Annotated in this window: 16 protein-coding genes; 10 read left to right on the top strand and 6 right to left on the bottom strand. The window is 64.1% G+C overall.

Going from position 1 to position 18,880, the window contains the following annotated elements:
* The first annotated feature begins 41 nt into the window (after positions 1-41).
* Positions 42-416: a hypothetical protein gene (locus AC1D2G_RS06970; RefSeq protein WP_477412873.1), complete on the top strand. Its 375-nt coding sequence runs from the start codon at positions 42-44 to the stop codon at positions 414-416.
* Positions 417-1,002: 586 nt separating this feature from the next.
* Here AC1D2G_RS06970 and AC1D2G_RS06975 read toward each other — a convergent pair.
* Positions 1,003-1,569 carry an NADPH-dependent FMN reductase gene (locus AC1D2G_RS06975; RefSeq protein WP_477412875.1) on the bottom strand — a complete coding sequence of 189 codons (567 nt, stop codon included), beginning with the start codon at positions 1,567-1,569 and terminating at the stop codon, positions 1,003-1,005.
* 1,216 nt (positions 1,570-2,785) lie between these two features.
* On the opposite strand from AC1D2G_RS06975, the gene AC1D2G_RS06980 reads away from it, so the two are divergent.
* Entirely contained in the window at positions 2,786-3,286 is a 501-nt protein-coding gene (locus tag AC1D2G_RS06980; RefSeq protein WP_184873363.1) for an MmcB family DNA repair protein, read from the top strand.
* Between the two features lie 260 nt (positions 3,287-3,546).
* Here AC1D2G_RS06980 and nhaA read toward each other — a convergent pair whose 3' ends face one another.
* The 5 genes from nhaA to AC1D2G_RS07005 all read right to left on the bottom strand — a co-directional run bounded on the left by nhaA (position 3,547) and on the right by AC1D2G_RS07005 (position 10,465).
* Entirely contained in the window at positions 3,547-4,743 is a 1,197-nt protein-coding gene (gene nhaA, locus AC1D2G_RS06985; protein WP_477412877.1) for a Na+/H+ antiporter NhaA, read from the bottom strand.
* 314 nt (positions 4,744-5,057) lie between these two features.
* Positions 5,058-5,621, bottom strand: a complete 564-nt coding sequence (locus AC1D2G_RS06990) for an ActR/PrrA/RegA family redox response regulator transcription factor (RefSeq protein WP_095082767.1) — start codon at positions 5,619-5,621, stop codon at positions 5,058-5,060.
* Positions 5,622-5,706: 85 nt separating this feature from the next.
* Complete coding sequence (locus AC1D2G_RS06995; protein WP_477412879.1) at positions 5,707-7,038, bottom strand: ActS/PrrB/RegB family redox-sensitive histidine kinase; 1,332 nt, start codon at positions 7,036-7,038, stop codon at positions 5,707-5,709.
* 26 nt (positions 7,039-7,064) lie between these two features.
* Positions 7,065-9,527, bottom strand: a complete 2,463-nt coding sequence (gene hrpB, locus AC1D2G_RS07000) for an ATP-dependent helicase HrpB (RefSeq protein WP_477412881.1) — start codon at positions 9,525-9,527, stop codon at positions 7,065-7,067.
* Between the two features lie 47 nt (positions 9,528-9,574).
* On the bottom strand, positions 9,575-10,465 hold the full coding sequence (locus AC1D2G_RS07005; RefSeq protein WP_477412883.1) for a DMT family transporter: 891 nt from the start codon (positions 10,463-10,465) through the stop codon (positions 9,575-9,577).
* 28 nt (positions 10,466-10,493) lie between these two features.
* On the opposite strand from AC1D2G_RS07005, the gene AC1D2G_RS07010 reads away from it, so the two are divergent.
* The 8 genes from AC1D2G_RS07010 to AC1D2G_RS07045 all read left to right on the top strand — a co-directional run bounded on the left by AC1D2G_RS07010 (position 10,494) and on the right by AC1D2G_RS07045 (position 18,843).
* Positions 10,494-11,183: a PIG-L deacetylase family protein gene (locus AC1D2G_RS07010; RefSeq protein ID WP_477412885.1), complete on the top strand. Its 690-nt coding sequence runs from the start codon at positions 10,494-10,496 to the stop codon at positions 11,181-11,183.
* Positions 11,184-11,459: 276 nt separating this feature from the next.
* A complete protein-coding gene (locus AC1D2G_RS07015; protein WP_184873281.1) occupies positions 11,460-12,791 on the top strand; it encodes an ABC transporter substrate-binding protein in 1,332 nt (443 codons plus the stop codon).
* 109 nt (positions 12,792-12,900) lie between these two features.
* Positions 12,901-13,848 carry a carbohydrate ABC transporter permease gene (locus AC1D2G_RS07020; RefSeq protein WP_477413062.1) on the top strand — a complete coding sequence of 316 codons (948 nt, stop codon included), beginning with the start codon at positions 12,901-12,903 and terminating at the stop codon, positions 13,846-13,848.
* On the top strand, positions 13,845-14,795 hold the full coding sequence (locus tag AC1D2G_RS07025) for a carbohydrate ABC transporter permease (protein ID WP_095082780.1): 951 nt from the start codon (positions 13,845-13,847) through the stop codon (positions 14,793-14,795). Before AC1D2G_RS07020 ends, AC1D2G_RS07025 begins: the two co-directional genes overlap by 4 nt.
* The gene (locus tag AC1D2G_RS07030; protein WP_457150034.1) at positions 14,792-14,998 is read left to right on the top strand and encodes a hypothetical protein; all 207 of its coding nucleotides are present in this window, start codon (positions 14,792-14,794) and stop codon (positions 14,996-14,998) included. The genes AC1D2G_RS07025 and AC1D2G_RS07030 overlap by 4 nt, the downstream gene beginning before the upstream one ends.
* A 2-nt stretch (positions 14,999-15,000) precedes the next feature.
* Complete coding sequence (locus tag AC1D2G_RS07035; RefSeq protein ID WP_477412887.1) at positions 15,001-16,113, top strand: ABC transporter ATP-binding protein; 1,113 nt, start codon at positions 15,001-15,003, stop codon at positions 16,111-16,113.
* Positions 16,106-17,119 (top strand): ABC transporter ATP-binding protein, encoded by a 1,014-nt coding sequence (locus AC1D2G_RS07040; protein ID WP_457150032.1) that lies wholly within the window; start codon positions 16,106-16,108, stop codon positions 17,117-17,119. Before AC1D2G_RS07035 ends, AC1D2G_RS07040 begins: the two co-directional genes overlap by 8 nt.
* A gap of 80 nt (positions 17,120-17,199) precedes the next feature.
* Positions 17,200-18,843, top strand: coding sequence for a dihydroxyacetone kinase subunit DhaK (locus AC1D2G_RS07045; RefSeq protein WP_477412889.1), 1,644 nt, complete (start codon positions 17,200-17,202; stop codon positions 18,841-18,843).
* Positions 18,844-18,880: the final 37 nt, after the last annotated feature.

Here is an 18,880-nt window from a genome sequence, read left to right on the forward strand (position 1 = left end):
CCGGGGCTAATGCACATCTCCTTTGGTCGGAAGGGACTTGAGTGGGGAAGTTCCTGGCAGGCCTTGTGGCCGCGGCGCTGGTCGCGTCGGCAGGACGATGCTGGTCGAAGGACAAGCCTTACAAGCCGATCTTCGAAGAAAAAGTAAGAATGGCCAGCGCCCTGCGGTATTCCGACATCCTGAGCCAGGAATGCATGCACGGGCGGCGGTATCCGCGGAACAAGATCAAGAACGGCTTCAAAAGGCACTACCAGGAAATGTGCCTGCAGTTGGTCGCGGAAGGGTACACCATCGTGCCAGACGTCACCGGGAACAGCTCACCCCAGGCACTGTCCGAGATGGAATTCGACGCCAAACGGCGGCGTGGGATCGCGCCCCAATTCGGCTGTTTTCGAGCATACTGGCTGGATGATTGAAGCCTGCTTCTCAATTGGCCCACAGAGTCGGCCTGTCAGTCGTCCGAGCGCGCCATGCTGGTGCGGCGCGGCGTGCAACGGCTTTTGATGGAGACGGGCGGCTGGGCATTCCCAAGATCGCTCCGGCCACACGGCGTATCAAGTCGGTTCGCGCGGACGATCTCTTTGTTTTTCGAGGAACTGATTGGCGTGTTCCGCCCAATCGTCCGCTGTGATCTTATGTTCCTGAACAGACTTTCCAAAGGCCTCGCGCAGAGCGTCAAGGTCCAAGGCCCACAGCTGTTCGCCTTCGCTGCTGTTCGATGTCGCGTCACCCGTCCCCATGGAAGCGACGATAGGCTCCACAAGTTCAGGCTTTCAAGGACCGATGCCTGACTTCTTTTGGGTGCATCCGGGTTAGATCATAAGATCGGCGTTCTCGCTCATTGGACGCCCCTAGCCTAGCGGTTGTGCTTCATACCAGCGGGGCCAACCAATCCAGAACGTCCATCCAGATAAGCTACCGGACCGGTATCGGCATGGAAAGGAGGGCATTTTCCAATCTCTGGATTCGCGGCCTTGGGCTTCCGGCCGCGAGGTGTCCTGCTTATGTGGCCAGGGCGGTATAGACCCGAGTGATGAAGCCATGGAATTGCAGCATGTAGTCGCGCAGGAACTCCTCGGTCCCGGCGTCGGTGACCTCCCCTTCATCGGTGATCAGGCCGGGTTTGAACTGGATGTAAGCCTCGATCGAGTTCATCTGCGGGGAGTTGCAGAAGCCAAGAACGCCGCGAAGGCTTTGCTGCGCCAGCGCGGTGCCGATCGAACCCGGCGAGGTGCCGATGACCGCCGACGGTTTTCGGGTGAACGAGTTATGGCCGTAGGGTCGGCTCGCCCAGTCGATCGCGTTCTTGAGCCCACCTGGGATTGAGCGGTTGTATTCGGGCGTGACGAACAACACGGCTTCGATCCCTGCGAGCGCTTCCTTGAATGCCTTTGCCGGCGGAGGGAAATCAGCGTCGTAGTCGTAGCTGTACAGCGGCAGGTCCTTGAACGGGATTTCGACCATCGAGAGTTCGGCTGGCGCCAAGTTCACGAGCGCCTTGGCCAGTTTCCGGTTAATTGAGCCCTTGGCGAGGCTGCCAATGAGATAACCGACTTTGTACGCGGTCATGGGAATGCCTCCTCGGGAGAAAGCCAGTATGCGGCTGGCAGCGCAGTCCTGAAGGGTACACCCCCGGGCCGATCAATGCACGCGTATCGTGGGCAGCGACGGCCCTACGGCTGGGCAGGGCGTGTCTGGGACTTCAGTCTTAGTTGAGATATCGCTAATGTGCCTATAGCTTGGGCAGTGCGGGGGACGATCCCAAAAGCCTGATCCCGCAGTGGCCGGTGCGGCCTACCCCAACACCAAGCACCCCGACCGTACCGGCCACTCCCATAGGGCCGGGCGAATTGGCTAGGCCGACATTTATCGTAGATCCAAAAGAAATCGACCCAACACAGGATCGGCAGGCGGTGTTACAGTCTGACCTAGGGTTGTGTCATGGCGTTGAAGATGCCAGCGCCAACCATCGCACATAAGGCTGCGGCCCCAAGCCCTCCCACAATGATGCACCACCAGGCGCGGCCATTCCCCCGAAGCATGGGATTCATTTTTATCATCCGTCGCGCCAGAAGCCCCTGGTAAAGCGCATAAGAAGACCCGAAACCGGCGAGCCAAACAACGGAAAATACGACGCCCCGCGTGAGCATCCTATTGAGCCTGGTCTGCTCGACCGTCAAACTTGCATTCTCAGTAACCACAGCTCCCTCCCCAGTAGGAACTGCATGCATAGCGCGAGCGGCCCGCCTTGTGGAAGGCGAGTTTGTAGCGGTCGCACAGACCGCGTGTTAAAGAAGGTGGCAAAGTCGCCGCCGCAGAAGGACGGCATGAAACCCAAGGCTGGCGACTAGATGGACCTCCAAGTCCTTAGGAATGAGTTCGAAGCGGGAGACGGGTCGTTTCTAATTACCATCCGTCCCAACATGATCTGGGACGTTCAAGCGTTCGACCGGCTGTCCAAGGCCATGGAAGACTATTGTCGGGCTCACGATGGAAGTCAGACGTTGGAGCGCTGGGTGGCTGAAGGGTTTTGGTATGTGCCAGGGTTTGTCCGGAACTGGACGACCCACCCCGAGTTTCCCCGCCCGCTCGCCGCTATTTGTTACGATATCGCTTATCGCCGGTTAGATGACTTGGCCGATTGGTATTTCTTGGGCAGCAACCCTTATCCAGATCGCCATGTTTGGGAGCCTATTCGCCCCTAAAGCGCATTAGGTTTGTCAACCAAATAATCGCCTCCATAAAACAGGTTCAAACCGTGAACAAAATCTGGCATGGTGCCGCCATGCCAATCATCTCGCCGATTCTGCAAAACCCGCTTATCGACGGTCGCCAGTCCGAGCGCGCCATGCTGGTGCGGCGCGGCGTGCAGCGGTTGTTGATGGAGATGGGCGCGCATGTGCTGCCCGAACTGTCGCTGGCCACCGGCCGCCGTGCCGACCTCGTCGCGCTGACCCGGCAGGGCGACATCTGGATCATCGAGATCAAGTCCTCGATCGAGGATTTCCGGGTCGACCGCAAATGGCCCGACTACCGGCTGCACTCCGACCGCTTCTTCTTCGCCACTCATCCCGGCGTGCCCTCGGAGATCTTTCCCGAGGAGTGCGGCTTCATCCTCTCAGACGGCTACGGCGCCGAAATCCTGCGCGATGCGCCGGAGCACCGCATGGCGGCGGCGACGCGCAAGGCGCTGATGCTGCGGATCGCGCGAGCCGGCGCCTCGCGCCTGCTGGCGGCCGAGCTTGCCGGCGTGTCGGTGCCGGCGCTGGAGGGGGAGAGCGAGTAGCGGCGAACGGGCCACAGGACCAAGTACTGCCAACGTTGGCGATGCCCCTCATCTGCCTGCCGGCATCTTCTCCCCGTATAGTGACGGGGAGAAGGACGCTTTCGCCGACGATTTCGCTAACCCCCAACGTTGCAAGAAAGAGCGCCGCGCCGCGGCCAGCCCCCTTCTCCCCGTGAACGGGGAGAAGATGCCGGCAGGCAGATGAGGGGCAGCGCCAAGACTGACAGAAAAGCGCAGCCTCGAAGCGAAACCGACCGCCTCTACTCGTCGCTCTCTTCCACCCCACTCGCCGCCGGCGCCATCAACAACACGGCGGCGCCAAGGAGGGCGGCGATGAAGGAGCCGGCGAGGATGCCGACCTTGACCGCGTCCTGGAGTGCCGCGTCGCTGGCGAAAGCAAGCAGGCCGATGAAAAGGCTCATGGTGAAGCCGATGCCGCACAGCAGCGAGATGCCGATCAAGTGCGACCAGCCGGCATGGGCCGGCAAGTCTGCAAGGCCGAAGCGGATGGCAAGTGCCGAGGAGCCGAAGACGCCGACCAGCTTGCCGACGACGAGGCCGGCGGCGACACCCAGCGTCAACGGCTCGACCAGCGCGCCAAAGCTCAGCCCGGCGAGCGAAACGCCGGCATTGGCAAAGCCGAAGATCGGGATGACGACAAAGGGCACGATCCTGTGCAGGCCGTGCTCGAGCCGGTGCAGCGGCGAATGGTCGAGATCGTGCCGGATCCCGGCGGAGCGTTCGAGCGGAATGGTCAACGCCAGCGCCACGCCGGCAAGCGTGGCATGGACGCCCGATTTCAGCACCAGCACCCACAGGATTGCACCGAGCACGAGATAGGGCAGCAGCGTCATCACCCGCATGCGGTTGAGCACGACGAGCACGGCAATGACGGCGAAGGCGGCACCAAGATAAGCTGATGACAGGCCGCTGCTGTAGAAGACGGCGATGATGATGACGGCGCCGAGATCATCGATGATGGCAAGCGCGGTGAGGAAGACTTTCAGCGAGGCCGGCACACGGCTGCCAAGCAGCGACAGCACGCCGAGCGCGAAGGCGATGTCGGTGGCGGTCGGGATCGCCCAGCCGGACAGGGCTGCCGCATCGTTGCGGTTGATCGCGACGTAGACGAGTGCTGGAACCACCATGCCGCCGGCTGCGGCGATGCCGGGCAGGACGCGGCGCGGCCAGGTCGAGAGCTGGCCGTCCAGCACCTCGCGCTTGATCTCCAGCCCGACAAGCAGGAAGAACACCGCCATCAGCCCGTCATTGACCCAGTGCGAGACGCTGAGCGGGCCGAGATAGGCGTGGAGAGCGGAGAAATAGGTTTCGGAGAGCGGCGAGTTGGCAACGATCAGGGCCAGTGCGGCGGCCACCATCAGGACGATGCCGCCGGCCGCCTCGCTATCGAGAAATTCGCGGAAGACGGAAACCGGCCGCTGCTTCAAGTCCTGCATGTCGCCTCCGTCGTGCCGCCTATTGGCCGGCGTCATTTTCCGAGCGCTGGCGCCGCCCCTCACCTGCCTGCCGGCATCCTCTCCCCGTATAGTGACGGGGAGAGGGACGCTGTCATCAATGGTTTCGCCAATCTATCAGCGTTGCAAGAAAGGCACCGGCTTTGCGGCCGGCCCCTTTCTCCCCTTCACTATACGGGGAGAAATGCCCGGAAGGGCAATGAGGGGCGGGGCTTACTTCGACAATTGGTGGTCTCGGCCACGAGTTGGAAACCGTCATTGATCCGAAGCAATTTGCCCTGCGTATTGCGGCAATCTCAGCGCGGCGCGCGCTTGGCCAGGATCCGCTGCAAGGTGCGGCGATGCATGTTGAGCCGGCGCGCGGTCTCGGAGACGTTGCGCTCGCACATCTCATAGACGCGCTGGATATGCTCCCAGCGGACGCGATCGGCCGACATCGGGTTTTCCGGAGGTGCCGCACGCTCGCCGGCCGTGCGGGTGAGTGCAGCGAAGATGTCGTCGGCGTCGGCCGGCTTGGAGAGGTAATCGACGGCGCCGAGCTTCACTGCCGTCACCGCGGTGGCGATGTTGCCGTAGCCGGTCAGGATGATGGTGCGGGAATCATCCCGCTTCTCACGGATGGCGGCAACCACGTCGAGACCGTTGCCGTCGCCGAGCCGCATGTCGACCACGGCATAGGCGGGCGGGTTGGCGCGCGCCTTGCCGACCGCCTCCTCGACGCTCTCGGCCGTCTCGACAACGAAGCCCCTGGTTTCCATGGCGCGAGCCAGGCGCGTGAGGAACGGCTTGTCGTCATCGACGATGAGCAGCGAGGTGTCCTCGCCTTCAACCATTGCGCCAATGTTTTCGTCGCCTGTCATGGTCTCAAAATTCCTGCTGCCTTAATTCCACGCAGATATAGTTCCTGAGCCTCATTGTCCAATTTTTCGAGCCCTTGCAAGGCTCTCAGGCGGTGTCGAACATGCTGGCCGAGGTGATTTCCGGATTGAGGAACACACCACGCGGCCACGATATCTGTACCACGGCGCCCTCGCCCAAGCCGCTCGAATTGCGGAAATCGAGCGTCGCGCCCGAGCGTTCGAGCAACGTCTTGGCGATGAACAGGCCCAGCCCCAGGCCGCCGCCGGCTTCCGTGCCCTGGCGCGTCGACATATAGGGCTCGCCGATACGGTCGATGATCTCGGCGGGAAAGCCCGGCCCGTCATCGATGATCGAGAAGGCCACAGTGGTGTCGTCCCAGCTCCAGCTCACCGTGACGCTCTTGCGGGCGAAATCGACGGCGTTCTCGACCAGGTTGCCAAGGCCGTAAATGACGCCCGGATTGCGGCGCCCGACCGGTTCGGGGCCGATGCGCTCGCCAGGCCGAAGCTTGATCGAGATGCCGAAGTCGCGGTGCGGCGCGGTGACCTCCTCGACCAGCGAGGTCAGCGGCAGCCGGGAAAGATGCGCCTCGCCCTCGGACGACAGGCTGGTCAGGCGCTTGAGGATCTCGCGGCAGCGCTCGCTCTGCGAGCGCAGCAGCTTGACGTCCTCGCCGTATTTGGGATCGTTGCCGAGCGCCTTTTCCATCTCCTTGACGACAAGGGTGATGGTGGCGAGCGGCGTGCCAAGCTCGTGCGCGGCGGCCGCCGCCAGCCCGTCCAGCGCCGACAGGTGCTGCTCGCGCTGCAGCACCAGTTCGGTGGCGGCAAGCGCATTGGCCAGAAGCCGCGCCTCGGCGGCCACCCGGAAGGCGTATATGGCGGTGAAGGCGATCGAGGACAGCACCGCCATCCAGATGCCGGCGACGTAGATGAACGGCATCTCCAACGGTGCGCCTTCATGCCAGGGCAGCGGCAGATGGACGAAGACCAGCAAGGTCGCCGCCGTCATCACCAGTCCGCCGAGGATTGCGGTCAGGCGCAGGGGCAGCGAGGTGGCCGAAATGACGACGGGCACGGTCATCAGCAGCGAGAACGGGTTGGTGAGGCCACCTGTCATGTAAAGCAGGCCGGCAAGCTGCAGGCTGTCGAAGATGAGGATGCCAAAGGCCGCGAGCGGGCTGAGCCGGTGCGCCGCCGGAAAGCGAAAGGCGAGAAGCAGGTTCATCCAGGCCGAACAGGCGATCAGGGCGAAGCAGAGGCTGACCGGCAGCGGAAACTTCAGGCCATAGGCGACGACGAGCACCGTCACGCTCTGACCGACGATTGCAAGCCAGCGCAACCTGATCAGCGTGTTGAGGCGCAGTCTCTGGCTCTGCTGGAAATCGGGCGAACGCAAAACATTGATCATGGCCATGGATTACAGCCGCGGGACAGGAAGCGCTAGGTGCCTCTGGGCTTGGCGCGGGCGGTAGCGGCGGCGAGCAGCGGATTTTCCGGCCAGACATGCTTGGGGTAGCGGCCGCGCATGTCGGCGCGCACATCGGCCCAGGAGCCGCGCCAGAAGCCGGGCAGGTCGCGCGTCGTCTGGATCGGCCGGTGCGCCGGCGACAGGAGCTCGAGCGTCAGCGGCACCGTGCCATTGGCGATGGCAGGATGGCGGTCGAGGCCGAACAACTCCTGCACGCGCACAGCCAGCACCGGCCATTCGCCGTCATAGCGGATCGGCACATGGTTGCCGGACGGGGCGTCGAAATGGGTCGGCGCCAGCGTGTCGATCCTGCGCTGCAAGTCATGCGGCACGAGCGTCGCCAGCCCCGCCGCGACGACGCCCGGATCGATGGCGGCAAAGGATGCCGCGCCGGACAGGAACGGCAGCAGCCAGTCATCGAGGCGCTCGATGAGGGCGGCGTCCGACATGTCAGGCCACGGCGCGCCGAGGCCGCGGTGCAGCCAGGAGAGCCGCTGGCGCAGCGTTTGCGCCTCCTTGCCCCAGGTCAGCAGCGACAGCCCATGCTCGCGCAAGGCGTCAAGGATGGCGCGATCGGCGTCAGCGCCGGTTGGCGGCGGCAGCATGCGCTCGGAAAGGGTGATGGCGCCAAGGCGCACGGTCTCGCGCACACGCACGGCGCGCTTGTCACGGTCGAAGCTGGTTTGCCTGCGCGTTTCGATCCTGTCGGCAAGTGCTGTGCGGACATCGTCCTCGCCGATTGCCGCAGCCGCCGTGATGCGCGCATTCTGCGCCTTGCCCTGCAGGTCGGCGACGACCAGAAACGGCTCGCCGGCCAGCGGGTCGGCAGCGTCGAGCATGGCGCCGGAACCGTTGGCCAGCACGAAACGGCCGCGCTCGCCGCGCGCCTTGGCGACGCGATCGGGCCAGGCGTGGATCAGAAGTGTACCGGCGGAAACAGTCCCGCCGTTCTTCGCCCCGCCGGACTGTCTCGCCAGCCGCTCGGCAAGCTGGCGCGCCGCCGTTGCACGCGGCGATCGCTCGGAGCGAAAGCGCATCAGCCGTCGCTCCAGATCGGCGCCGTCGCCGCCAAGTCCGCGTTCCGTCAGCAGCACGGCAAGCATGGCCGCCTCGTCGGCATGGCCGCTCCTGGCGGCCTCGGCGACCATATGCGCCAACCGCACCGGCAGAGCGAGCTTGCGCATCGCCATGCCCGCGTCCGTCAGGCGCCCGGCCTCGTCGACGGCATCCAGCGCGCGCAGCAGCAGCCTTGCCTCGTTGAGCGCCGGAGCGGGCGGCGGATCGAGGAAGGCGAGACTGATGGGATCGGCGACACCGAAGGCGGCGCAGTCGAGCAACAGGCTGGAAAGGTCGGCCTCGAGGATTTCCGGTGGCGTGAAGGCGGGGAGTGCCGCCGTCTGCTCGGCGCGCCACAGCCGGACGGCGACGCCGGGCTGCGTGCGCCCGGCACGGCCGGCGCGCTGGTCGGCGGAGGCCTTGCTGACACGCACGGTTTCCAGCCGGGTGAGGCCGCTGGCCGGTTCGTAGCGCGGCAAGCGCGACAGGCCGGAATCGATGACCACGCGCACGCCGTCGATGGTGATGGAGGTTTCGGCGATTGAGGTGGCCAGCACCACCTTGCGGCGGCCGGCAGGCGCCGGCTTGATCGCAGCGTCCTGCGCCTTGCCGTCGAGCATGCCGTAGAGCGGCACGATATCGGTGTCGGCGCCAACCTTGCCGGCCAGCCGCTCGGCAGTGCGCTCGATCTCGCGCTGGCCGGGCAGGAAGGCGAGCACGCTGCCGCTCTCGTCGGCAAGCGCGGCGCGGATCGCCCTGGCCATGGCGTCCTCGATGGTGGTGCCCGCCGGACGCTCGTCGTAGCGGATGTCGACGGGGAAGGCGCGGCCCTCGCTCTCGATCACCGATGCGTCGGACAGCAGTTTCGCGACACGGGCGCCATCGAGCGTCGCCGACATCACCAGCACCCGCAGATCCGGCCGCAGCGCGCCTTGCACGTCGAGCGCCAGCGCAAGGCCGAAATCGCCATCGAGCGATCGCTCGTGGAATTCGTCGAAGATCACAGCCGAGACGCCGGGCAATTCGGGGTCATCGAGGATCATGCGGGCCAGCACGCCTTCGGTGACGACCAGTATCCTGGTCTTGGCCGAGGTGCGGTTCTCCATGCGCATGGCGTAGCCGACGGTGGCGCCGGGCTCCTCGCCGACGAGTTCTGCCATGCGGCGGGCGGCGGCGCGGGCCGCGAGCCGGCGCGGTTCGAGCAGAACGATCTTGCCGGCCCCCAGCCAAGGCGCACCGAGCAGCGCCAGCGGCACCAGCGTCGTCTTGCCGGCGCCGGGCGGCGCCACCAGCACGGCGCTGTTGCGTTCGGCCAGCGCTTCACTCAGCGCCGGCAGCACGGCGGATACGGGAAGCTCCGGCAAGGGTTTTGTCGTCATCGCGTCCGCATATCAGCGGTCGCGGTCGCCGTGCAACCGGGACAGGTTCAAAGCCGGGTGCGCGAAAACGGGTTCCAGCGCACGGTGCCGAGCCGCGCTTCCTCGCGCACCATGGTTAGCAGGCCGGACCCGCCGACGACCGCGAGGCCGACCAGCGACAGCCAGTCGGGGTATTCCTGGAAGAACAGCGCACCGAGGATGACCGCCCAGACGATCTGCGAATAATGCGTCGGTGCGATCCGGTTGGCGGGCGCATATTTGACGGCCAGCAGCTGCAGCAACTGCCCGCAAGCAGTGAAGGCACCCGCCATCACCAGCCACACCAGCTGCTTGCCGTCCGGAACGGTGAACGAGGTGGCGGCGGCCCCAACGCCGTTGAACAACAGGCCGTAGCCGATCAGCACACCCAGCATGGTCGTGCGCTTTTCCTGCTGTGCCAGCGAGCGCATCAGGATGACGCTGGCGGCGGCGAGGAAGGCAACGCCGAAGGCGGCAAGATGGCCGAGATTGAGCTCGCGAAACCCCGGTCGCACCACCAGCATGACACCGGCAAAACCGGCGACCACCGCCAGCCATCGCCATGGACCGACCTTTTCCTTGAGGACGATGGTGGAGAGGATGGTGACGCAGAGCGGCGCCAGAAAGACCAGCGCATAGACTTCCGCCAGCGGAATGGTGGTGAAAGCGTAGACGCTGAGCACGCCGGACGCGATGCCCGCCCAGGCGCGTGCCTGCACCGCCCATGGCCGCCTGGTGCGCCAGAAATCACGCCAGCGCTCGCCCGCCGGCCGTGTGAAGAAGAGAAAGAAGCCGGCAAACAGCGTCGTGAAAAATCCGATCTCGAAGACCGTGAACTGTCCGCCGAGGCTTTTGACAACGGCATCGCTGCCCGAATAGCTTGCATAGGCGATCAGGGCGAGCAGGATTCCGTTCGTCACGTTTTTTCATTTCCGGGGAGAGAGTGGCTTGAAGATATTGGCGCTCGGTGCGCATCCGGACGACATCGAGATCTTCATGTTCGGTACGATGGCCGCCTATGCCGCGCAAGGCGCAGAACTCATTTTTGCCATAGCCACGGATGGGGCCAAAGGCGGCAAGGGCGATCCCGGCGCGCTTGCCCGGGCGCGGCGCAAGGAGGCGAGCCGAGCGGCAGGCCTGCTTGGGGCCACGCCGCGTTTTCTCGACTTCCCGGATGGCGCGCTGGTCGCCGATGCGGCGCTGATCGAGGCTCTGAAAGCGCTGATCGGCGAGATCGGCCCGGACCTGGCGATCACCCATGCGCCGAACGACTATCATGGCGACCACCGCGCGCTGTCGGACGGCGTGCGCATCGCGGCTTCTTTCGCGGTGCCGGTGCTGCACGCCGACACGCTCGGCGGCACCGGTTTTTCGCCGACGCATTATGTCGATATTTCCGCGCATGCCGACGTCAAGGCCAAGGCGATCCGCATGCATCAGTCGCAGGATCCCGAGCGCTTCGTCGACGGCGCGCGAACGCAGAACCTTTTTCGTTCAGGCCAGTGCAACGGCGCGAAGGGTTCATTGGCCGAGGCCTTCCGCTTCGAGCCTGTGTTTCCGTTCGCCGACATCCGGGCGCTGCTGCCGCCGGCACCGGCGATCCGGCCGGTCATGGTGAGCACCAAACGGGTCGACTGAGAGCCGGGACGACCTTCGATTCTGGCGGGGCCCGGCCCGCGCGGCTTCCACAATCGGACCCGCGATCCACGCTTTTCCCAACGTTTTCAGACATCGCCGCGAGCATGCTGCGGCGCAGCAACGAATTCGCTTGCGTTGTTTAGTAAAAATTGCATCACTAAACAAATTACTAAACATCTGTAGCGCTGCCGCGCCGCCATGTTTGGGCCCCTGAGGAGAGGGGTTTGGAGCTCTTGAAACCGTCATCCGGACGCGTTTCGCAAATGGGAGGAAGGCATGAAATCGAGCTTGAAACTGGCGTTGGGACTGGCCTCGGCGATTACAGCGTCGACAGCCGTCTCGAATGTCGCGCACGCTGAAGACCTGACGCTGTGCTGGGCCGCCTGGGACCCGGCGAACGCACTTGTCGAACTGTCCAAGGATTTTACCAAGGAAACCGGCATCGGCATGAAATTCGAATTCGTGCCGTGGACCAACTATGCCGACCGTTTCCTCAACGAGCTGAACTCGCACGGCAAGCTGTGCGACCTGATCATCGGCGACAGCCAGTGGATCGGCGGCGCTGCCGAGAACGGCCACTACGTCAAGCTGAACGACTTCTTCGACAAGGAGAAGATCAGCATGGACGACTTCGTGCCGGCAACCGTCGTCGGCTATTCGGAATGGCCGAAGAACACGCCGAACTACTGGGCGCTGCCGGCCATGGGCGACGTCGTCGGCTGGACTTATCGCAAGGACTGGTTCTCCAAACCGGAGCTGCAGAAGGAGTTCAAGGAAAAGTACGGCTGGGATCTCGGCCCGCCGACCACCTTCGACCAGCTGAAGCAGATCGCCGAGTTCTTCCAGAAGCGGCAGATCGACGGCAAGACCGTCTATGGCGCCTCGATCTACACCGAGCGCGGCTCGGAAGGCATCACCATGGGCGCGATGGACGTGCTCTACAGCTACGGCTTCCAGTACGAGAACCCGAAGAAGCCCTACGAAATGGAAGGCTTCGTCAATTCCGACAAGTCGGTGAAGGGGCTGGAGTTCTACAAGGCGCTCTATGATTGCTGCACCCCTCCGGGCGCCTCGAACAGCTACATGGGCGAAGGCGTCGATGCCTTCAAATCCGGCCAGGTGGCGATGCACATGAACTTCGCCTTCACGTGGCCGGGCCTGCAGAAGGACGAGAATGTCGGTGGCGACAAGATTGGTTACTTCGTCAACCCCAAGGGACCTGACGGCGACCAGTTCGCGCAGCTCGGCGGCCAGGGCATCTCCGTGGTGTCCTATTCCGACAAGCAGGAATCGGCACTGAAATACATCAAGTGGTTCGCCAACAAGGATGTGCAGGCCAAATGGTGGTCGCTCGGCGGTTATTCATGCCTCAACGCGGTGGTCAAGGACCCGAAGTTCCCGGCCAGCCAACCCTATGCGCAGACCTTCCTGGACTCGATGGCGATCGTGAAGGACTTCTGGGCTGAGCCCAGCTACGCGCCGCTGCTGCAGGCGTCGCAAAAGCGCTTCCATGATTATGTCGTTGCTGGCCAGGGTTCGGCCAAGGATGCCCTCGACGGCCTGGTCAAGGACTGGACGCAGGTCTTCCAGGACGACGGCAAGATGTAACAGGCTCCTCCCGAGCTAGGCCCAGGCGTCCCGTGCCACCTTGGCACGGGACGCAGTTCAGATAAATTCCATGACAGAGACGACCCAAGTGACCGAAGCAGGACTGACCATGCTCAATCGGACTGCGGAGAACGTTGCCCGGGCGACCCCGGAACCGTTGGCCCGCAAGGTCCGGGGCATTAGCGACAAGGGCCTCGCCTGGCTGTTCATCTCGCCGACGATCCTGTTGCTGCTTGCCATCAACATCTTCCCGCTGTTCTGGGCGATCTATCTGTCGTTCACCAACTTCCGCGCCAACCGGCCGAACGAGGTGGTGAAGAACCTCGGCTTTGCCAACTACCAGCGCATCCTCGCCGACAAGGACATCTGGATCGCCATGCAGACGACGGCGCATTTCGTGTTCTGGACCATCCTGCTGCAGACGCTGATCGGCTTCACGCTGGCCTGGCTCATCGACAGGAAGTTCCGTGGCCACGCGTTCTGGACGACCCTCATCCTGGTTCCGATGATGCTGTCGCCGGCGGTGGTCGGCAATTTCTGGCGCTTCCTCTACGAGCCACAGATCGGCCTGTTCGCCTATGCCATTTCCTTCATCACCGGTATCCCGCCAACAAATATCCAGATGCTCTCCAACGTGTCGCTGGCGCCATGGTCGATCATCATCGTCGACACCTGGATGTGGACGCCCTACGTGATGTTGATCTGCCTCGCCGGACTGCGCTCGATCCCCGAATACATCTATGAGGCGGCCGAGGTCGACCGCGCCTCCAACTGGCGGCAGTTCTGGTCGATCACACTGCCGATGGCGTTGCCCTTCATCATGCTTGCGGTGCTGTTTCGCGGCATCGAGAACTTCAAGATGTTCGACATGGTCAATCTGCTCACCGGCGGCGGGCCGGGCTCGACCACCGAGGTCGCCTCGATCACGCTGAAACGCCAGGCTTTCGAGAGCTGGCGGACGGGCTATTCCTCGGCCTTCGCCATCATCCTGTTCGTCGCGGTGTTCGGTCTCGCCAACATCTACGTCAAGGCGCTCAACAAGGTGAAGCAGAGATGAGCCTGACCACTGCCCACTCGGTCGTCGCACCTTCGGCAAATTCGAAGCGCATCGCCGGCGCGATCATCATCGCCTACGCGCTGATCTCGATCGTGCCGCTGCTGTGGATCTTCGCCACCAGCTTCAAGACGCCGCCGGACTCGATTGCCTATCCGCCGAAACTGCTTTTCCAGCCGAGCCTTGAGGGCTACTGCAACCTGTTCACGACTCGCACCCGGCAGACGCCGGAATACATCAACTCGCTGGGTCCGGCGACGGGCTTCTGCGACGAGACCACGCGCAAGCGCAACATGGTGATCGCCGGCCCGTCCAACTTCCTGCCGCGCTTCGTCAATTCGCTGATCATCGCCTTTGGCTCGACCTTCTGCGCCGTCTTCCTTGGCACGCTGTCGGCCTATGGTTTCTCGCGCTTCAAGGTGCCGCTCGCCGACGACCTCCTGTTCTTCATCCTGTCGACGCGCATGATGCCGCCGATCGCCGTCGCCATTCCCATCTACCTGATGTACCGCGAGCTTGGCCTGTCCGACACCGCGCTCGGCATGATCCTGCTCTATACAGCGGTCAATGTCTCGCTGGCGGTCTGGCTCTTGAAGGGCTTCATCGACGAGATCCCGCGCGAATACGAGGAGGCGGCGATGATCGACGGCTACACGCGGCTGCAGGCCTTCTGGCGCACCGTGCTGCCGCAAGCGACCACCGGCATTGCCGCCACCGCCATCTTCTGCCTGATCTTCGCCTGGAACGAATATGCCTTCGCTGCGCTTTTGACCTCGGGCACGGCGCAGACCGCGCCGCCCTTCATCCCGACCATCATCGGCGAAGGCGGCCAGGACTGGCCGGCGGTGGCGGCCGGCACGACGATCTTCCTGGTGCCGATCCTGGTCTTCACCATCCTGCTTCGCAAGCAATTGCTGCGCGGCATCACCTTCGGCGCGGTGCGCAAATGAGCTTGACCAGCCCTCAGAAACGCAAATCGCGCTGGCCGGTCTGGGCCAGGCGCGGGCTGATGGAAAACATCGCCACGGTGCTGATCGCCCTCGGCTTCCTGATGCTGTTCCAGCCCTTCGCGCTGTCGCTCTACACCTATTCCTTCATCACCATGCTCGCCGGCACCGTGATGTTCATCATCGTCTCGAAGTTCCCGGAATAGCCATGGCCGAAATTCGCGTTCAGCACCTGAGAAAGGCCTTCGGCGATTTCGTCGCCGTGCAGGATTCCAACTTCGTTGTCGAGGATGGCGAGTTCTTCGTCATGCTCGGACCGTCGGGCTGCGGCAAGACGACGACGCTGCGCATGATCGCCGGGCTCGAACTGCCGACAGGCGGGCAGATCCTGCTTGGCGGAGACGACGTCACCATGCTGCGGGCGCGCGAGCGCGACATCGCCTTCGTCTTCCAGCTGTTCGCGCTCTACCCGCACATGAACGTGCGCAAGAACATCGGCTTCCCGCTGCTGGCGCAAGGCATGCCGTCAGCCGAGATTCGCCAGCGCGTCGAAGAGACGGCCAAGCTTCTGCGCATCGACCATCTGCTCAACAAATCCGTCTCAGGCCTCGCCGGCGGCGACCGCCAGCGGGTGGCGCTCGGCCGCGCCATCGTGCGGCGGCCAAAGTGCTTCCTGATGGACGAACCGCTCGGGACCCTTGATACCGAGTTCCGCGATTTGATGGTCCATGAGTTGCGCGAACTGCACAACCGCATCCACGCCACCACCGTCTATGTCACGCACGACCAGATGGAAGCGATGTCGATGGCCGACAAGATCGCGGTGATGAACCATGGCGTCATCGAACAGTTCGGCACGCCGCGCGAGATCTATGACCGGCCAGCGACCATGTTCGTCGCCGACTTCATCGGCTCGCCGCCGATGAATTTCCTGGGCTTCGGCGGTGGACTGGCAAAGGGCGTGAAGGAAATCGTCGTTCAGGGCGCGAAGGTCGCGGTGCCGGAAGTGCGCGAGGATATCGCGCCGGCCGACATGGCGCTCGGCATCCGTCCGGAACATATCCGCTTCGACGACAACTCCAAGCTGCGTGGCGCAATCTACGGCACCGAATATCTCGGCACCACACAGATCGTCGCGGTGGAGACGGCGGACGGCATCATCAAGGCCCGGGTGCCGGCCGAAATCCGGCTCTCGACCGGCGACCATGTCGGCCTGACGCTGAGCAGCGCGCGGCTGTCACTGTTCGAGAAAGGATCGGGCCGCGCGGTGAGAACCGCGATCCACGATGCCGCCTCGGAGCGGAGGGCACAGCATGGCTGACGTGCACATCAAGAATGTGAGCAAGAGTTTTGGCGACCATGTCGCCGTCAACGGTCTCGACCTCTCCATCGCCGATGGTGAGTTCGTCGTGCTGCTCGGGCCGACCGGCGCCGGCAAGACGACGACGCTGCGGCTGATCGCCGGGCTGGAGCGGCCGGATGCCGGCACGATCGAAATCGGTGGCCACAATGCCACGACGCTGTCGCCGGCCGAGCGCGACACCGCCTTCGTGTTCCAGCAATACTCGCTCTATCCCCATTTGTCGGTGTTCGACAACCTTGCCTTCCCGCTGCGCTCGCCGGCACGAAGGATGCCGGAAGAGCAGATTCGCCGCCGGGTCGAGGAAGTGGCGAAAATGGTGCGCATCCACCACAAGCTCGCCAATCGCTCGACCAAGCTGTCGGGCGGCGAAATGCAGCGCGTCGCCATCGGCCGTGCGCTGGTGCGCAAGCCTTCCATCTATCTGATGGACGAGCCGCTGTCGTCGCTCGATGCCAAGTTGCGGGCGGATCTCAGGCTCGAACTGAAACGCATCCAGGCCGAACTCGGCGCCACCATGCTCTATGTCACGCATGACCAGATCGAGGCGATGACGATGGCCGACCGCATCGGCATCCTTGCCGATGGCGTGCTGGTGCAGATCGGCTCGCCCCGTACGATCTATTCGGAGCCGGCAAACCTGCATGTCGCGGCCAGGCTCGGCCAGCCGGCGATCAATCTATTGCCAACCGGGCTGCTGCCCGATGGCGGCGCACCGGCCGGCACCAAGACGATCGGTGCACGCACCGAACATCTGTCGATCGAGAAGGCCGCGAATGGCCATGCCGACGGCGTCGTCGACTGGGTCGAGCATCTTGGCGACCAGAACCACCTGCATGTGACGGTGGGGGCCAGGAAGCTGGTGACGCTGACCGATCCCGAAACGGATCTGGGGCAAGGCGACAGGGTGGTGATCCGCTACCGGTCGCCGCTCTATTTTGGTGCCGACGGACAAAGGCTGATATGAACGGTTTTCGGTGTTTCCCTGCCAAGGGGTCAACACCGGCTTCTGATTGATGACTGCAGACAAGTGACTGGACGAATTCGATGAAGCACTTTTTCAATCGCAGGGAAACGATCGTCACCGAGGCGCTGGACGGCCTCTTGCGGACCATTGGCGCAGGCGACCTCGCGCGGCTCGACGGCTATCCCGAGATCAAGGTCGTCCTGCGCGCCGACTGGGACAAGACCAACGTCAGCGTCGTCTCCGGCGGCGGCGCCGGGCACGAGCCGTCACATGCCGGCTTCGTCGGCAAGGGCATGCTGACGGCCGCTGTCTCGGGCGAGATCTTTGCCTCGCCAAGCGTCGAGGCGGTGCTGGCGGCCATTCGCGCGGTCACCGGCCCGGCCGGCTGCCTGCTGATCGTCAAGAACTACACCGGCGACCGCCTCAATTTCGGCCTGGCAGCCGAGAAGGCGCGCGCCGAAGGTTTTCGCGTCGAGATGGTGATCGTCGCCGACGATATCGCGCTCCCCGACATCGCCCAGCCGCGCGGCGTTGCCGGCACCTTGTTCGTGCACAAGATATCAGGCCATCTGTCGGAAGCTGGCCACGATCTGGCTGATATCGCGGCGGCCGCGCGAGCCGCGGCGAAGGACATCGTGTCGCTCGGCATGTCGCTGTCGTCCTGCTCGATCCCTGGCCAGCCGCACGAAGACAGATTTGGCGAAAACGATGGCGAGCTCGGCCTCGGCATCCATGGCGAGCCGGGCGTGGAGCGGATCGCCGTGCAAAGCGCGGACAGACTGGTCGCGATCATGGCGGAGCGGCTTGCGGCACGGCTCGATCCTGCGGCCAGCCATGCCCTGCTGATCAACAATCTCGGTTCGGTACCGCCGCTCGAAATGTCGCTGGTCGCCAATGCGGTGCTTGCTTCGCCGCTGGCCAAATCCATCAAGCTCACGATCGGCCCAGGACCGTTGATGACGGCGCTCAACATGAACGGCCTCTCGCTGTCGCTGATCCGGCTCGACGCCGTACGCGAGAAAGCCCTGCTGGCGCCGGTTGGTCCGCACGCCTGGATGCCGGCAAAGCCTGTTGTATCGCCCTCTGTCGTGCCCATCGCGAAACCAGCTGCTGAAGGCGCGGCGCGCAAACCCAGCCAGGATGCCCGCACCCGGCGCCTTGTCGTCAGCATCTGCGAAAAGCTGATCGCGCTCGAAGGCACTTTGAACGGGCTGGACGCCAAGGCGGGAGACGGCGACACCGGTTCGACGGTGGCGACAGGCGCGCGCAGCGTGCTCGAGCGGCTTGATACGCTGCCGCTTGCCGATCCTGCGGCCACCCTTGGCGCGGTGGGCGACATTCTGAGCGCGTCCATGGGCGGCTCCAGCGGGGTGCTGCTGTCGATCTTCTTCACCGCGGCGGCGCAGGCCCTGGACGGCGGCGCCAGCGTGGCCAAGGCGCTGCTTGCCGGTCTCGAACGGATGACGTTCTATGGCGGCGCGGAGGTCGGCGACCGCACCATGATCGATGCCCTCGAGCCTGCCCTGAAAGCGCTCGACGCCCGCGGCCTGGAGGACGCGGCAACAGCGGCTCGACGCGGTGCCGAGGCCACGTCCGCCATGGACCGGGCGAAAGCCGGGCGGTCCGCCTATGTCGGCAGCAAGCTGCAGGGCGTGGTCGACCCCGGCGCCTATGCGGTGGCCGAGGCCTTTGCGGCCGCGGCCGCGCTGCTTGCAGCGGCCTGACGCATGCTACAGTTGTCGAATGAAAATTCTTTCGCTA

It is taken from the genome of Mesorhizobium sp. P2_C7 (genome assembly GCF_056404515.1).

Excerpts from the sequence above, each read along its gene's own strand:
- AC1D2G_RS06975 (WP_477412875.1), bottom strand. The coding sequence starts at position 1,569 with ATGACCGCGTACAAAGTCGGTTATCTCATTGGCAGCCTCGCCAAGGGC.
- AC1D2G_RS06980 (WP_184873363.1), top strand. The coding sequence starts at position 2,786 with ATGCCAATCATCTCGCCGATTCTGCAAAACCCGCTTATCGACGGTCGC.
- nhaA (WP_477412877.1), bottom strand. The coding sequence starts at position 4,743 with ATGCAGGACTTGAAGCAGCGGCCGGTTTCCGTCTTCCGCGAATTTCTC.
- AC1D2G_RS06990 (WP_095082767.1), bottom strand. The coding sequence starts at position 5,621 with ATGACAGGCGACGAAAACATTGGCGCAATGGTTGAAGGCGAGGACACC.
- AC1D2G_RS06995 (WP_477412879.1), bottom strand. The coding sequence starts at position 7,038 with ATGGCCATGATCAATGTTTTGCGTTCGCCCGATTTCCAGCAGAGCCAG.
- hrpB (WP_477412881.1), bottom strand. The coding sequence starts at position 9,527 with ATGACGACAAAACCCTTGCCGGAGCTTCCCGTATCCGCCGTGCTGCCG.
- AC1D2G_RS07015 (WP_184873281.1), top strand. The coding sequence starts at position 11,460 with ATGAAATCGAGCTTGAAACTGGCGTTGGGACTGGCCTCGGCGATTACA.
- AC1D2G_RS07020 (WP_477413062.1), top strand. The coding sequence starts at position 12,901 with ATGCTCAATCGGACTGCGGAGAACGTTGCCCGGGCGACCCCGGAACCG.
- AC1D2G_RS07025 (WP_095082780.1), top strand. The coding sequence starts at position 13,845 with ATGAGCCTGACCACTGCCCACTCGGTCGTCGCACCTTCGGCAAATTCG.
- AC1D2G_RS07030 (WP_457150034.1), top strand. The coding sequence starts at position 14,792 with ATGAGCTTGACCAGCCCTCAGAAACGCAAATCGCGCTGGCCGGTCTGG.
- AC1D2G_RS07035 (WP_477412887.1), top strand. The coding sequence starts at position 15,001 with ATGGCCGAAATTCGCGTTCAGCACCTGAGAAAGGCCTTCGGCGATTTC.
- AC1D2G_RS07040 (WP_457150032.1), top strand. The coding sequence starts at position 16,106 with ATGGCTGACGTGCACATCAAGAATGTGAGCAAGAGTTTTGGCGACCAT.
- AC1D2G_RS07045 (WP_477412889.1), top strand. The coding sequence starts at position 17,200 with ATGAAGCACTTTTTCAATCGCAGGGAAACGATCGTCACCGAGGCGCTG.